This is a genomic window from Streptomyces sp. NPDC090106, assembly GCF_044747265.1.
Taxonomy (GTDB): domain Bacteria; phylum Actinomycetota; class Actinomycetes; order Streptomycetales; family Streptomycetaceae; genus Streptomyces.
This window is the reverse complement of sequence record NZ_JBIVDS010000007.1, coordinates 534,924-548,382: the sequence shown is the minus strand read 5'-3', so window position 1 is coordinate 548,382 and position 13,459 is coordinate 534,924. Positions and strand designations below refer to the sequence as shown.

The following is a 13,459-nucleotide window of genomic DNA, read 5'->3' as shown; positions in this document are numbered from 1 at the left end:
GCGCCCTCCCCATCGAAGGGACTCGACGATGAGTGCCGCATCCTCCCCCGCCACCGGACTGGCCGCCGGCGCCCACCCCTCGGGCCCCCGCCCCCTGGGACGCGCCGCCCAGTTCGGCTACGGCCTCGGCGACCTGGCGTCCAATCTCACCTGGACGACCCTCACCGCCTTCCTGCTGTTCTTCTACACGGACGTCGCGGCGCTGACCGCGGCCACCGCCGGAACGATCCTGCTGGTCGGCCGGATCGCCGACGCGGTCATCGACCCGGTCGTCGGCCTCGCCGTCGACCGCACGCGCAGCCGCTTCGGCCGGGCCCGCCCGTACCTGATCTTCGCCGCTCCGCTCCTGGCCGTGGCCTTCGTCCTCACCTTCACCTCGGCGGGCAGCGGCACGAGCGCCGTGATCTGGGCGGGCGTCACCTTCGTCGCCGTCGGCATCTGCCACTCGCTGGTCAACGTGCCCTACGGCGCGATGCTGCCGATGCTCACCGCCGACGACGACACGCGGCTGCGGATGAGCGGCTACCGGTTCGTGGGCGCCTCGCTGGGCCTGATCACCGTCTCGGTGGCGGTGATGCCCCTGGTCATGGCGGTCGGCGGCGGTGATCTGCGCCGGGGCTTCACCGGCATGGCGATCGTCTTCGGTGTCGTGGGCACGCTGATGTACTGGGCGGTCGCCGCCCTGTGCCGCGAGCGGGTCGCCCCCTCCCCCGTCACCACACGGGTGCCCACCGGTCGGGCACTGCGGGAACTGGTCCGCAACCGGCACTGGCTCGGGGTCTGCCTCGCCTCGCTCGTGGCCTTCGTCCGCATGGGGGTGATCACGGCCGGGGCCGTCTACTACGCCCGTGACGTGCTGCACGACGCCTGGTCCACCAGCTACATCCTGCTCGCCTTCGCCGTCTCCGCCCTCGTGGGTTCGCTGGTCACCCCCTGGGTGCTGCGCCGGGTCGGCAAGCGGCGGGGCATCGTCGCCGGGCTGGTCGCCACCGCGGTGCTCTACGCCCTGCTCTTCCCGCTGCACGGCAGCCCCGTCGGGTTCCTCACCGTGTTCCTGCTGGCCAACGTCATCGGCGGCTTCGGCTATGTCGCCGCCCCCGCCCTGGTCTCCGACACCGTCGACCACCACGAGACGATCGCCGGCCGCCGCGAGGAGGGCCTGCTCTACGCGGGCTACAGCTTCGCGACCAAGGTGGGCACGGCCCTCGGCGGCTCGCTGTTCGCCTGGGCGCTGGCCTGGGGCGGCTACCGGGTGGGCGAGGTGACCGCCCCCGCCGCGCAGGCCATCGAGTGGGCCTTCGTCGGCGCCCCGCTGGTGCTCTGCCTGATCCAGGCCGCCTGCATGTACCTGTACGACCTCGAACGCCCCGCCCAGGTCGCCGGCTGACACGGGCGCCCCCGCTCGACACCCCGTTCACGCGGGACGCATGGCCGGGACGGGCGTCCACCCCCGTCCCGGCCGGACCCGCACCCCCAGAAAGGACGAGCCCACCGTGCTCGAACGCTCCCTCATCCAGCAGCGCGGATTCCGCAACGTCACCGCCGCCGACGGCACCGTCACCGGATTCCAGCTCCGGCTGCGCAACCCCAACTACCGTGGCGTCGCCGGGAGTCTGATCGACGGCGTGCAGGTCGTCGTCGACGGCGAGATCCACCCGGCCGAGGCGTCGAGCTGGACCCTCCAGGGCCGTACCTACACCCTCGACGAGCTGCGCGCCTCCACCGACGTGCGCTGGCCGCTCGACGAGACCGCCACGGTCACCGTTCCGCACCCCGGCGGGCTGACCGCCGGAACCCACCGTGTCGAGGTGGCCGTGCACCTGCGCAGGCCCTACATCCCGGCGGTCGCCGGGCCGTCCGTCTTCCGGGCGAGCGCGACGGCGACCGTCGTCCCGGGCCCGGCCGCCGGTGACGGGCTCCGGTACGGCGTCTCCCTGTACAGCTACTCGGGCGACCTGTACACGTCGATGAGCCTGGAGGACGCGATGGCCGACATCGCCGACCTCGGCGCCACCGGCATCGAGATCCTCGGCGAGGGCAACATCCCCGGCTACCCCCGCCCTTCGGCGGACTGGATCCGCGACTGGCACCGCCTCCTGGACACCTACGGACTCACACCGACCAACTACGGCTCCTGGGTCGACACGGCCATGTGGCGCGACCGCGACCTCACGGCCGAGGAGGGCCGGGCCCAGCTGGAGACGGATCTGCGGCTGGCGAAGGACCTCGGATTCACCTCCGTGCGCCCGAAGTTCGGCGTCGTCTCCCCCGACCTCGAACCCCACCCGATCTGGCAGAGCGCCGTCGAGCGGGTCCTCGGCCTCGCCGCCGACCTCGACATCGTGATCTGCCCGGAGATCCACAGCCCGACCCCGATCAGGCACCCGGTGACCCAGGGCTACCTGGACTTCATCGAACGGACCGGCAGCAAGCACTTCAAGCTGCTCATCGACACCGGCATCTTCCAGACCGCCCCCGTCGACGACGGCCACGAGGGCTTCGAGGGCAAGAAGCGGCCCCCGTTCCTGGAGCCCCTGCACGTGCCGATGGCCGACCTCGTGGAGGTCCTCCCCCATGTCCACTTCATCCAGGCGAAGTTCTTCGAGATCGACGACCGCCTGCACGACCTGCACGTCCCCTGGGGCGAGATCGTCCCCAGGCTGCGCGACGCCGGGTGGAGCGGCTGGCTGTCGAGCGAGTACGAGGGCCGCCGCGAGCCCTACCGCGGCCGGGACCAGGTACGCCGCCAGCACGCCCTGCTGCGGGAGTTGGCCGGCTGAGCCGTTGCGCGTCGGCCCGCTAGACCTCCCGTGGCGGGGCGAACGGCCCGTGCAGGGCGGCCCATTGGAGGAGCAGGACGGTCTTGCCGTCGCGGATGCGGCCGTCGCCGGTCATGGCGAGGGCCTCGGTGAAGGGGAGTTCGAGGACCTCGATGTCCTCGCCCTCCTCCGCCACTCCTCCACCGGTGCCGATCCGGTCGGCCCGCGTGTAGGGGGCGGCGAAGAAGTGCAGGCGCTCGGTGACGGATCCCGGGCTCATGTAGGCGTCGAGGACCTCGGTGAGCGGGCCCAGCCTGACGCCGAGCTCCTCGGCGCTCTCGCGTCGGATCGCCGTCCGCGGGTCGTCCGCGTCGAGCAGTCCGGCCGCCGCCTCGACGAGCATGCCGTCGGGGTGGCCGTTCACGTAGGCCGGATAGCGGAACTGCCGGGTGAGCAGGACGCAGCCGCGGGCGACGTCGTAGGGCAGGACGACGGCGCCGTTGCCGCGGTCGTACGTCTCGCGCTGCTGGGTCTCCCACCGGCCGTCGCCGCGCCGGTAGTCGAAGGTGGTGCGGCGCAGGACGTGCCAGCCCTGGGAGGTGAGCTCGACGTCGCGGATCCGGACGCCGGGGTTGCGGTCGAGGTCGCGTCCGGCCAGATGCAGACCGGTGCGCCCCCGGTGATCGGGGACGTCGACCCCCGGGCGGCCGGTCACCTGGTCTCCCGCGCGACGCGGCGGGGGATCTCGGCGACGTCGTGGTAGACGGGCAGGCCGCGGCGGCGGGCGCCGGCGACGTCCCCGTCGGCGCCGACGGACTCGCCCGGCAGGCGCAGCACCGCGTCGCAGCGCGCGAGCAGCCGCTCGGCGGTCGGGTGGAGCACCTGGTCGGCGAGGGGGTCGGTGGGCCCCGCGCCGGCGGACCGCAGGACGGGCAGGGCGATCCACTCGCCGATCACCGGGAGGTGCCCGGCCTCGAAGACGGGCCAGGCCGCCGATTCGAGGCGGGCCAGGTTGTCCGCCATGGCCCGCGGGTCGCCGTTCGTACCGGATCGGTACGGGCCTGCGATCAGGATGAGCAGGGGCTTGTCGTGGGTCAGCGGTTGTTCGTCGTTCATGACCGCTAAGATACATGCAACATCGCGCAACACCCGGAAGGAACGTGCATGCTGGCTGCTGAACGGCGTGAGCACCTGCTGGATCTGCTGACCCGTACGGGAAAGATCGTCGCCAAGGACGTCGCCGCCGACCTGGGCATCTCCGAGGACAGCGTCCGGCGCGATCTGCGGGACCTCGCCGCCGAAGGGCTGTGCCAGCGCGTCTACGGCGGCGCGCTGCCGGTGTCTCCGGCCGTGGCGGACTACGACGCCCGGCGGGCGGTGGCCCCGGACGGCAAACGGAAGGTCGCCTCGGTGGCCGCGGGGCTGGTGCGGCCGGGCGGCTCGGTGATCCTCGACGGCGGCACCACCGCCCTGGCCGTGGCGCGGGCGCTCCCCAAGGACCTCGTCTGCACGGTGATCACCCACAGCCCGACGATCGCCGCGGCGCTCATCGACCATCCGGGGGCGGAGCTCTTCCTGATCGGGGGCCGCGTCTTCAAGCACTCGGCGGTCACCTGCGGGGCGGCCGCGGTCGAGGCCGCGCAGAACGTCTCCGCCGAGCTGTGCCTGCTCGGCGTGACGGGGGTTCACCCGGAGGCGGGCCTGACCACCGGGGACGCGGACGAGGCGGCGATGAAGCGGGCGCTGTCCGCGCGGGCCGCGGAGACGTACGTCCTCGCCTCGTCGGAGAAGATCGGCACGGCCTCGCCGTACCGCGTGCTGCCGTGGGAGAAGGTCAGCGCGCTGATCACCGACGCCGACCCCGGCGACCCGGTCGTCGGGCGGCTCGAAGGGCTCGGCGTGGACGTCCTCCTGGCCGGCTGAACACGGGGCGGGGCTCCGTCACACGGCGCGTTCCATGCACACCAGCTGCTCCCGCTCGTCCCAGGACTCGGTGACGGTGAAGCCGAGGCGGCCGTACAGGGCGATGGCCCCGGTCCGCCATCTCCACACCGACAGCCGCACGGTGTGCGCGCCGCTCTCGGCAGCCTGTTCGAGCGCGGCGTCGAGCAGGGTCGTCGCGACGCCCCGGCCGCGAAAGACCGGGTCCGTCCAGAGCCGCTTGATCTCCGACCGCCCGGCGTCGGGGGCGGTGACCACCACGCAGCCGACGGCGGCGCTCCCGCTGAGCGCGAGCAGCACCATGTCGTCGGCGAACGCGGTCGCCGGGTCGGCGATCTCCGCGCGGTAGCGGTCGGGCAGCGCGTCCACCTCGGCGACGGCCTCGCCCTTCTCGGCCTCCGTCCGCAGGTGGTAGGAGGCCAGCAGGGGGGTCAGCCCGTCCTCGGCCGAGAGCGTGCGGCCCGGCCGCCGGACGAGGGACGCCTCAGGTCGATCCGTCATGCGGCCAGCATCACACGGCACCGGCAGGACTTCGCCGCGAGCCCCTCGCGCGCGGATCACGCCGAGGCGCCGGGCCCAGGGCCCGTCCGGCGGACCATGCCGCGGACGCGGGGTCCGGTACCGCACTCCCCCACTGCCCCGAAGGCGTGTGGACCCCCGGCATCGCCGTCGTCACCCGCCGACGTCCCCCAGCCTCCGGCCGGGACGTGCCCCCGCCGCGCGGATCACGCCGGGGGCGCGGCCCTAGTCGGGTGTCGGCGGGCCCCAGGGCTGTTCGAGGACCGCGCGCAGGGCTTCGACGTTCTCGGCGCCGATGCGCCCGGCGAGCGTGCGCTCCAGTTCGTCGACCAGCGCGGTGGCCCGTTCGTGGGTGCGGCGCCCCTCGGCCGTGCGGCGGATCAGCTTGCGGCGGGCGGAGTCCGGGTCGGGGACCTGTTCGAGCAGGCCGGTCGCGACGAGACCGTGGACGGCCTGGTGTGCCGTCTGGCGGGTGACGCCCATGCGGCGGGCCAGCTCCGAGACGGTCGTGCCGTCCTCGTCGAGGACGGTGAAGATGTGCAGCTGGACCGTGGAGACGGGCGCTATCCGCGCCGCCTCCAGGGCCGCGAGCAGGCCCTCGTCGAACCATCTCCGGGCGCCGCCCAGCAGTTGCGGCATGTTGAGGCGTCCGGCGTCCATGCGCTCCTCGTCATCGGCCGCGGGGGCCGGTCGGTCGGCCACGTCGGGCCGGTCGGTCGTCCCCGGCCTTCGCGAACGGTCGGAGATTTCTGTGTCGCCAGCATAGCCACGTCAGGCAACCTGACGTTAATGTCAGGCCACCTGACATTCATCGCGAGCCGCCGAGGAGAGTCATGACCTTCGAGTACGCCACCCGCTACCGCCGCGCCTCCCACATCCCGCCCATGCCCGGAGTGCCCTACTTCATCGAGAAGGACCTCGGCGACCGGGCGCACCTCTTCAACGACCTGTTCACCGTCTACGCCGGCGCCGAGCAGACGGAGAACTCCTTCAACTTCTTCACCTGCGAAGGCCCCCGGGGCGAGATCATCCCGGCCCACATGCACGCCGACACCTACGAGGTCTTCTTCGTCACGGACGGCGCCGTACGGCTCTTCGTCGAGGACGCGGCGGGCCACCAGCAGGCCAAGCTGCTCACCAGCGGCGACTTCGGCTTCGTCCCCAAGAACTGCCCGCACGCCTACCGCATCGAACGCCACGGGAGCCGCATCGTCGGTGTCGCCGCCGGCCCCGGAGGCACCTTCGAGCGGTTCTTCGAGAACCTCGGCACCCCCACCGAGGCGCTCGGCCTCCCCCAGCGGCCCCACATCCCCGAGGGGCACAAGTTCGGCACCGTGCCGCAGGAGCACGACGTGCGCTTCCTGCCCGAGCACACCTGGCACGTCCAGTGACCGCCCACGACGACCTGCGCTCCCTCATCGCCGCACCCCACCCCGACCTGGCGCCCCTGCCCCCGGCGGCACCCGTGGGCGCGGGGGTACGGCTGCTGCGCGGCGTCCCCTACGCCGACGTCCCCGGGGCGCGGCCCCTGGAGCTCGACCTCTGGCTGCCCGAGAACCCCGGCCGGCAGCCCCTGCCTCTCGTGCTCTTCGTGCACGGCGGGGCCTGGCGCAGGGGCCGGCGCGAGGACATGGGCTACCGGACGCGGGCCTGGAACCCCGGCCCGTTCGCCCGTATCGCCGGCGCCGGGTTCGCCGTGGCGTCGGCCGACTACCGGCTCAGCGGCGAGGCCCTCTTCCCCGCCCAGCTCGACGACCTGCGGCAGGCGCTGAGATGGCTCGCCACGCGCGCTCCCGAACTCGGCGTGGACACCGCCCGCACCGTCGTGTGGGGCGAGTCGGCGGGCGGCCAGCTCGCCGCGCTGCTGGCCCTGGCCGACGACACACCCGGCGTGGTGGGCGCCGTCGTCTGGTACGCGCCGAGCGATCTCACCGAGGACGGCGACAACGCGCACAGCCCGGAAGCGCTGCTCCTGGGCGGCGCCCCCGCCACGGTCCCGGAGAACGCGGCCCTGGCCAGCCCCCTGCTGCGGGCCCACGCCGGGGCGCCGCCCATGTTCCTCGCCCACGGGGAGGACGACTCGATGGTGAGCTGCGACCACACCCGGCGCCTCGCCGCCCGCCTCACCGCACTCGGGGTGCCGGTCGAGTCACGTCTCGTACCGGGCGCCGACCATGTCTGGCACGGGCTCTCCGAGGAACGGCTGGACGAGGTGTTCCGGACGTCACTGACCTGGGCCAGACGGCGTGTGGAACGGCGGAGGGAGGCCCAGGAGCCGTCGCCCGCCTGACCGGATCGTTCCGGTACGGGCCCGGATCGGGTCTACGAACGGACCGTCGCCGCAGGTCACCATCTATGGCATGAGCAGAGCGCTGATCGTCATCGATGTCCAGGAGTCGTTCCGGGCCCGCCCCGAGTGGGCGCGGACGGCCGACCCCGAGATCGCCGGGCCGGTGAACCGGCTGGTCTCCCTCGCCCGCACGGCGGGCGACCTCGTCGTCTGGGTCCTGCACGCGGAACCGGGCACCGGCACCGTCTTCGACCCCGCCGAGGGGCACGTCAGGCTGCTGGAGGAGGTGACCCCGCCGGAGCCGGGCGAGCCCGTGCTGTACAAGACCTCGCACAACGCCTTCACCACGACCAACCTCCAGCAGCGGCTGACCGAGGCGGGCGTGCGCGAGCTCGTGGTCTGCGGCATCCGCACCGAGCAGTGCGTGGAGACCACGACCCGGGTCGGCAGCGACCTGGGGTACCGGATGGTGTTCGTCACCGACGCCACCACCACCGACCCCATCGGCACGCTCTCCGCCGAGGCGATCATCGAGCGCACGGAGGCGGTGCTGCGCGACCGGTTCGCCCGGATCACCACGGTGGCCGACCTGGCGGCGGAGCTGGCACCCTCGGCCACGTGAGCCTTGTCGTCCTCGTCCTGCTGCCCGGTGTCCACCTCCTCGACCTGGCGGGCCCGGCGCAGGCGTTCAGCACGGCGGCCGACTTCGGACGGCCGTACCGCATCGAGTACGTCGCGGAACGGGAGCAGGTGCCCAGCGCCCAGGGGCTGCTCCTGACCGCGCGGACCGACTGGCCGCGGCTCGACGCCGACGACCTGGTCGTGGTGCCGGGCTGGCGGGCCCGGACGCTGGCCGAGGGGCCCACCCTCGGCCCCGCCGGGTCACGGTGGCTGCACGACCACCACGCCGCGGGCGGCACCGTCGCCAGCGTGTGCGCCGGGGCGGAGGCACTGGGGCGGGCCGGGCTGCTGGACGGGCGCCGGTGCACCACCCACCACTGCCACCAGGACGAGCTGGCCGCCCGGTATCCCCGCGCCCACGTGGTGCGGGACGTGCTGTTCACGGCCGACGACCGGGTCGTGACCTCGGCGGGCATCGCCAGCGGCATCGACCTGGCGCTCCATCTGCTGGCCGTCCGCCACGGCCCCGCCCTCGCCGCCCAGGTCGCCCGCGACATGGTCGTCTACTCCCGTCGCAACGGCCACGAACCGCAGGCCAGCGCCATGCTGCGGTACCGGTCCCATCTGGACGACGCCGTCCACCGCGTCCAGGACCTCATCGACGCCCGTTTCACCGAGCCGCTGCCGCTCGCCCGGCTGGCCGCCGACGCCGGCGTCAGCGAGCGCACCCTCACCCGCCAGTTCCACCGCGCCACCGGCGGTCTGACCCCGCTGCGCTACCAGCAGACCCTCCGCGTCGAACGCGCCGAACACCTCATCGCCCACGGCGCCACCACGGAGTCGGCGGCCCACCAGGTCGGCTTCGAGGACGCCCGGATGCTCCGCCGCCTCCGCAACCGCACACCCCGCCGGCCCGCCACGGCCGAGGGCTGACCCCCTGCGGCCTCAGGGCCCGGCCGGGCGCATCCCCGCTCTCACCACGGCAATTTCGTCTCATCCGCAACCGAACCACCGCCCCGGACGGAACCGCTTACGGCTGGACATGTTCCGATCTCGGAGGCTCGTGGTGGAGGAAGCAGTGCGCGTCGGAGGGGTCTCCTCTGCCGGGGCCGACCTGGAGGAGCTCCTCCGCCGGGTGGCGCTGGGGGACGAGGAGGCGTTCGCGGGGGTGTACGACGCCGTCGCGAGCGGGGTCCTCGGGGTCGTGCGCGCCGTCGTCCGCGACCGGGCGCAGTCGGAGGAGGTGACCCAGGAGGTCCTGGTGGAGGTGTGGCGGACCGCCCCGCGCTACCGGCGCGACCGGGGCACGGCGATCAACTGGATCCTCACGCTGGCGCACCGCCGGGCGGTGGACCGGGTGCGGTCCGTGGAGGCCGCCGCGGCGCGTGACCACAAGGCCGCGCTGCTGGACCGGCTGCCGGAGTACGACGAGGTGGTCGAGCATGTCGAGCGGCGGCTGGAGCAGGAGCAGGTACGGCGCTGTCTGCGCACGCTGACCGAGGTGCAGCGGGAGGCCGTCGCCCTCGCCTACTACCGGGGACTGACCTACCGCGAGGTGGCCGAGACGCTGTCGCTGCCGCTCGGCACGGTGAAGACCCGGCTCCGGGACGGACTCATCCGGCTGCGGGACTGCCTCGGGGTGACCCTCTGACCGTCGCGCCCGCCCTCGTCACCCGGGGGGCAGCGGGCCTCCCTCGGACGCCCAGGCCAGCAGGGCGGCGGGTTCGCTCGTGGCGGCCCGGGCGAGAAGTCTCTCGTACTCCGTCGCGCCGAGGCGGTCCAGGATCAGGTCCTGGCACTGGTCGCGCAGGGGCTCCATCTCGGGCGTGCCGCGCTGCGGGTGGCCGACCGTCTCCCAGTAGCGCTGGGCCCCGCCGAAGGCGCACGCGGCGGCGCGCGGATCGTCCGCGTCGGCCAGGGAGATCGCGAGGACGTCCATCGCCATGGCGATGCCGAACGCGTCACCGATGCGCTGCTTGGACAGGACGGCGGCGCGGGAGTGCCGTACGGCGTCGCGTTCGCGGCGTTCCATGACGGCGATGAGGGCGAGTTGGTGGTCGAGGTAGGAGCGGGTCCAGTACTCGTCCGCCGCCACGCAGGCGTCCCGCAGTTCGAGGGCCTTGGCGCGGGCCTGCTCCAGTCGGCCGGACCCGGTCAGCGCGAAGACCTGGACGAGCCGGCACAGCGCGCCCGCGGCGGACGGCGGGCCTGGGTGGGGCGCGGCGGCGCGGGCCGCCGAGGGGGTGGCCAGCGCCACCCCGACCAGCGCCGGGACGACGACGGCCTCCGCGGCCAGGGGACGGCCTTCGAGGAGGTGCAGCAGCCCGTCCAGGTAGGCGGCGCGGCCCCGGGCCTCGGAGCCGAGGGCCTCGGCGGTGCGCCGTCCGTCGGCGGCGACGGAGCGGGCGGCGGCGTGCTCGCCCTGGAGGGTGAGGGCGATGCCGAGGCTCCACAGGCCCTGTGTCAGGATGCGCCCGCCGCGGACGCCGGACAGGAGCCGCATCGCCCGTTCCAGATACTGGCGGGCCTCGTAGAGGTAGCCGGAGCAGACCCAGTAGAAGGTGACCTGTCCGGCCATCTCCAGGGCGGTCACCGGGTCGGTGACCAGAAGGTGGTCGAGGGCGGTGCGCAGGTCGGGGTGGAGGGCGGCGATGCGCCGGTACCAGGCCGACTGCGCGGGGCCGAACCACTCGTGGTGGGCCTGCCGGGTCACTCCGAGGAGGTGGGCGACATGCCGGTCGGCGACGGCCCGCTCCTCGCCGAGTTCCGCGAGCCACATCCGGCCGTACTCCCGTACGGAGTCCAGCATCCGGTAGGCGCCGTCCCGCTCCGTGATCACCGACTTGTCACGGAGCGAGGCGAGCGCGGGGCGTACGGCGCCGGGGGCGAGGGGTCCCGAGCCGGCGACCTGGACGGCGGTGCCGGCGTCGAACTCGCCGGGCAGGTAGGAGAGCCGCGCCCACAGCAAGCGCTCCTGCGGGGTGCACAGTTCGTGGCTCCAGCCGATGGTGGTGCGCAGCGCGTCGTGGCGGCGCGGGGTGCGGTGCGGCTGCTGCGCGGGGAGGTCGACCAGGGAGCGCGGGCCGACGCAGAGGTCGGTCAGGGGCATGGTCCGCAGCCGTGCGGCGGCGAGTTCCAGGGCCAGCGGCAGCCGTTCGAGGTGGTCGCACAGGGTGGCGGCGAGCTGCCGGTCGGCGTCGTCCTTGAGGGGGTTCCCGGCCGCCGCGGCCCGGTCGGCGAATAGGGTCACGGCCTCGTCCCCGGAGGCCAGCGGTTCGATGCCCAGCACCGTCTCGCCGGAGGCCCGCAGGGGTTCCCGGCTGGTCGCGAGGACGCGTAACCCGGGGCATCCGGCGAGGAGTTCGTCGACCAGCGCGCGGCACTCGGCGGTGAGGTGTTCGCAGGAGTCGAGGACCAGCAGGATCTGCCGGTCGCCGACCCAGCCGCGGATCACGTCGGTGGGGAGCCGGGGCGTGTGGTCGGACAGGTCGAGCGCGTCGGCGACGGTGGCGGCGAGCAGGTCGGCGTTGCGCAGCGGCGAGAGGTCGGCCCAGGCGACGCCGTCCGCCGCGTCCACCCGGTCGAGTGACACCACGCGCCGGGCGAGGCGGGTCTTGCCCACCCCGCCCACTCCGGTGAGCGTGGTCAGCCGGGCGCCCTCCAGGGACGCGCCGACCAGGTCGATTTCCTGGGACCGGCCGACAAAAGAGCTCTCTTCCTGAGGAGTCATCCACACCACGCGGCAATTCTCCCGCAAGTGGAGCCCGTTGACCGCGGGTGGACGGACATGGCCCGGATTCGTGCCCGCGGTGTGCGACGCCTCGTCGTCAGCCGGTCGTCGTGAGCACCGCCGTCGTGCCGTCCGCCCTGGGGTCGGTCGCCGCGTCGACCGCGCCCCCGCGCAGACGTGCCGCCTGGACGTGGCCGGCCTCGTCGTGGGGTCCCGGCACCGTGTCCACGGCGAGCCCGAGCGCGCGGGCGGCCTCGGTGAGGCGTTCCTCGTCCGGGGTCGCCGGCTCCAGGACGAGCGTGGGCCGGGGACGGTTCAGGTCGCGGGAGCCGATCACCCAGCGGGGGCGGGCCAGCAGCGCGTGGGCGTCGGCCGTGTCGAGGAGTTCCCCGGCCACCTGGGACAGGATCCAGGCCTGGGCCCGGCCGCCCTGGCAGCCGAGGGCGAGGACGCGGTCCGGGGCGGTGGCGAGGGCCGGGCACAGGGTGTGGGGCGGGCGTGCTCCGGGGCGGAGCGCGCCGGGGTGGGCCGGGTCGAGGCTGAAGGCGGAGCCGCGGTTGTGCAGGACCACGCCGGTGGCGGGGTCGGCGATGCCCGATCCGAAGGTCTGGAAGACGCTCTGGATGAGGGAGACGGCGTTGCCCCGGTCGTCGACGGCGGTGACGGCGACCGTGTCCCCCGCGGGTCTGGGTCCCGAGGGCAGGGCGGTGGTGTCGCGGGGCGCGCGCAGCAGCAGCCCGTCGAGGTCGACGGGGCCGCAGCGGGGGTCGCCGAGCAGTGCGTCCCGGTTCAGTTCGGCCCGGCGGGCGGCGGGAAGCCGGTCGCCGTCCTGTCCGAGCACGGCGAGCAGACTGGCGCCCTGGCTGGGTGGTGGGGCGGCCCACCAGGTGACGCCGTCGCGGGTCAGGGCCAGGGGTTCGGTGTTCTGGGCGCGGTGGGCGGCGAAGTCCTCCTGGGTGAGGTGGCTGCCGCGGGCGCGCAGGGCGGCGACCAGGTGCCGGGAGGTGGGTCCGGTGTAGAAGTGGCGCCAGTCCTCGGCGAGTTCGGCGAGGGTCGCGGCGAGCGCGGGCTGTCGGAGGGTGTCCCCGGTGTCCAGGGGCTGTCCCGCCTTGTCGAGCAGGAGCGCCGCGAGGCCGGGGTCGGCCCGTACGACGTCCAGGCGGCTGCGGACGGCCCGGGCCAGTCCGGCGCTGACCGCGACCCCGGCGGCGGCCATCTCCCGCGCCGGGGCGAGGGCCCGCGCCAGGGGCAACCGTGCCCCGGCGCGGGCGAGTTCGGCCCATCCGGCGACGGCACCGGGGACCGTCACGGTCTGCGCGCCGCCGCCGGGCATCCGCTCTCCGGCCGCGCGCAGCGCCGCCGGGTCGGTGGCGGCGGCAGCGGCTCCGGCCGACAGGACGGCGCGTACGGTGCCTTGCGCGCCGTCGCGGACCAGGGCGACGAGGTCGCCGCCGAGGGAGCACTGGTGCGGGTAGGCCACCGTGAGCGCCGCCGCGGCGGCGAGGGCGGCGTCGATCACGCCGCCCCCTTCGGCGGTGACCCGGCGTGCGGCCTCGATGCCGGCGGGGTGGGGGGCGGCGATCGCGATCGTGGCCATGG

General features: G+C 74.2%; 14 protein-coding genes. 8 read left to right on the top strand and 6 right to left on the bottom strand.

Translation table 11 applies throughout. From position 1 onward, the window contains the following. The first annotated feature begins 28 nt into the window (after window positions 1-28). Window positions 29-1,387, top strand: coding sequence for an MFS transporter (locus tag ACIPSE_RS25010; RefSeq protein ID WP_401665980.1), 1,359 nt, complete (start codon window positions 29-31; stop codon window positions 1,385-1,387). A gap of 106 nt (window positions 1,388-1,493) precedes the next feature. Next, the gene (locus ACIPSE_RS25005) at window positions 1,494-2,780 is read left to right on the top strand and encodes a DUF6379 domain-containing protein (protein WP_401665978.1); all 1,287 of its coding nucleotides are present in this window, start codon (window positions 1,494-1,496) and stop codon (window positions 2,778-2,780) included. Window positions 2,781-2,799: 19 nt separating this feature from the next. Here ACIPSE_RS25005 and ACIPSE_RS25000 read toward each other — a convergent pair whose 3' ends face one another. Both ACIPSE_RS25000 and ACIPSE_RS24995 read right to left on the bottom strand, forming a co-directional pair. Then, complete coding sequence (locus ACIPSE_RS25000; protein WP_401665976.1) at window positions 2,800-3,474, bottom strand: NUDIX domain-containing protein; 675 nt, start codon at window positions 3,472-3,474, stop codon at window positions 2,800-2,802. Continuing rightward, a complete protein-coding gene (locus tag ACIPSE_RS24995) occupies window positions 3,471-3,875 on the bottom strand; it encodes a DUF4406 domain-containing protein (protein ID WP_401665974.1) in 405 nt (134 codons plus the stop codon). The genes ACIPSE_RS25000 and ACIPSE_RS24995 overlap by 4 nt, the downstream gene beginning before the upstream one ends. 48 nt (window positions 3,876-3,923) lie before the next feature. On the opposite strand from ACIPSE_RS24995, the gene ACIPSE_RS24990 reads away from it, so the two are divergent. Continuing rightward, the gene (locus tag ACIPSE_RS24990; RefSeq protein WP_401665972.1) at window positions 3,924-4,682 is read left to right on the top strand and encodes a DeoR/GlpR family DNA-binding transcription regulator; all 759 of its coding nucleotides are present in this window, start codon (window positions 3,924-3,926) and stop codon (window positions 4,680-4,682) included. Between the two features lie 18 nt (window positions 4,683-4,700). Here the strand turns inward: ACIPSE_RS24990 and ACIPSE_RS24985 are convergent, their stop codons facing one another. Then, a complete protein-coding gene (locus ACIPSE_RS24985) occupies window positions 4,701-5,201 on the bottom strand; it encodes a GNAT family N-acetyltransferase (RefSeq protein WP_401665969.1) in 501 nt (166 codons plus the stop codon). 243 nt (window positions 5,202-5,444) lie between these two features. Beyond that, complete coding sequence (locus ACIPSE_RS24980) at window positions 5,445-5,879, bottom strand: MarR family winged helix-turn-helix transcriptional regulator (RefSeq protein WP_401666099.1); 435 nt, start codon at window positions 5,877-5,879, stop codon at window positions 5,445-5,447. A gap of 173 nt (window positions 5,880-6,052) precedes the next feature. Here ACIPSE_RS24980 and ACIPSE_RS24975 point away from each other — a divergent pair, with 173 nt between their 5' ends. The 5 genes from ACIPSE_RS24975 to sigK all read left to right on the top strand — a co-directional run bounded on the left by ACIPSE_RS24975 (window position 6,053) and on the right by sigK (window position 9,781). Next, window positions 6,053-6,610, top strand: coding sequence for a quercetin 2,3-dioxygenase (locus ACIPSE_RS24975; RefSeq protein ID WP_401665967.1), 558 nt, complete (start codon window positions 6,053-6,055; stop codon window positions 6,608-6,610). After that, window positions 6,607-7,509, top strand: a complete 903-nt coding sequence (locus tag ACIPSE_RS24970; RefSeq protein ID WP_401665965.1) for an alpha/beta hydrolase fold domain-containing protein — start codon at window positions 6,607-6,609, stop codon at window positions 7,507-7,509. Before ACIPSE_RS24975 ends, ACIPSE_RS24970 begins: the two co-directional genes overlap by 4 nt. A 70-nt stretch (window positions 7,510-7,579) precedes the next feature. After that, window positions 7,580-8,131 (top strand): cysteine hydrolase family protein, encoded by a 552-nt coding sequence (locus ACIPSE_RS24965; protein ID WP_401665963.1) that lies wholly within the window; start codon window positions 7,580-7,582, stop codon window positions 8,129-8,131. Further along, a complete protein-coding gene (locus tag ACIPSE_RS24960; protein ID WP_401665960.1) occupies window positions 8,128-9,063 on the top strand; it encodes a GlxA family transcriptional regulator in 936 nt (311 codons plus the stop codon). The genes ACIPSE_RS24965 and ACIPSE_RS24960 overlap by 4 nt, the downstream gene beginning before the upstream one ends. Before the next feature lie 133 nt (window positions 9,064-9,196). Then, window positions 9,197-9,781 carry an ECF RNA polymerase sigma factor SigK gene (sigK, locus tag ACIPSE_RS24955; protein WP_401666097.1) on the top strand — a complete coding sequence of 195 codons (585 nt, stop codon included), beginning with the start codon at window positions 9,197-9,199 and terminating at the stop codon, window positions 9,779-9,781. Between the two features lie 18 nt (window positions 9,782-9,799). Here the strand turns inward: sigK and ACIPSE_RS24950 are convergent, their stop codons facing one another. Both ACIPSE_RS24950 and ACIPSE_RS24945 read right to left on the bottom strand, forming a co-directional pair. After that, window positions 9,800-11,860 carry an ATP-binding protein gene (locus ACIPSE_RS24950; RefSeq protein ID WP_401665958.1) on the bottom strand — a complete coding sequence of 687 codons (2,061 nt, stop codon included), beginning with the start codon at window positions 11,858-11,860 and terminating at the stop codon, window positions 9,800-9,802. 97 nt (window positions 11,861-11,957) lie between these two features. Further along, window positions 11,958-13,457: a gamma-glutamyltransferase gene (locus tag ACIPSE_RS24945; RefSeq protein ID WP_401665956.1), complete on the bottom strand. Its 1,500-nt coding sequence runs from the start codon at window positions 13,455-13,457 to the stop codon at window positions 11,958-11,960. Between the last annotated feature and the right edge of the window lie 2 nt (window positions 13,458-13,459).

Excerpts from the sequence above, each read along its gene's own strand:
- ACIPSE_RS25010 (WP_401665980.1), top strand. The coding sequence starts at position 29 with ATGAGTGCCGCATCCTCCCCCGCCACCGGACTGGCCGCCGGCGCCCAC.
- ACIPSE_RS24995 (WP_401665974.1), bottom strand. The coding sequence starts at position 3,875 with ATGAACGACGAACAACCGCTGACCCACGACAAGCCCCTGCTCATCCTG.
- ACIPSE_RS24990 (WP_401665972.1), top strand. The coding sequence starts at position 3,924 with ATGCTGGCTGCTGAACGGCGTGAGCACCTGCTGGATCTGCTGACCCGT.
- ACIPSE_RS24985 (WP_401665969.1), bottom strand. The coding sequence starts at position 5,201 with ATGACGGATCGACCTGAGGCGTCCCTCGTCCGGCGGCCGGGCCGCACG.
- ACIPSE_RS24980 (WP_401666099.1), bottom strand. The coding sequence starts at position 5,879 with ATGGACGCCGGACGCCTCAACATGCCGCAACTGCTGGGCGGCGCCCGG.
- ACIPSE_RS24975 (WP_401665967.1), top strand. The coding sequence starts at position 6,053 with ATGACCTTCGAGTACGCCACCCGCTACCGCCGCGCCTCCCACATCCCG.
- ACIPSE_RS24965 (WP_401665963.1), top strand. The coding sequence starts at position 7,580 with ATGAGCAGAGCGCTGATCGTCATCGATGTCCAGGAGTCGTTCCGGGCC.
- ACIPSE_RS24950 (WP_401665958.1), bottom strand. The coding sequence starts at position 11,860 with ATGACTCCTCAGGAAGAGAGCTCTTTTGTCGGCCGGTCCCAGGAAATC.
- ACIPSE_RS24945 (WP_401665956.1), bottom strand. The coding sequence starts at position 13,457 with ATGGCCACGATCGCGATCGCCGCCCCCCACCCCGCCGGCATCGAGGCC.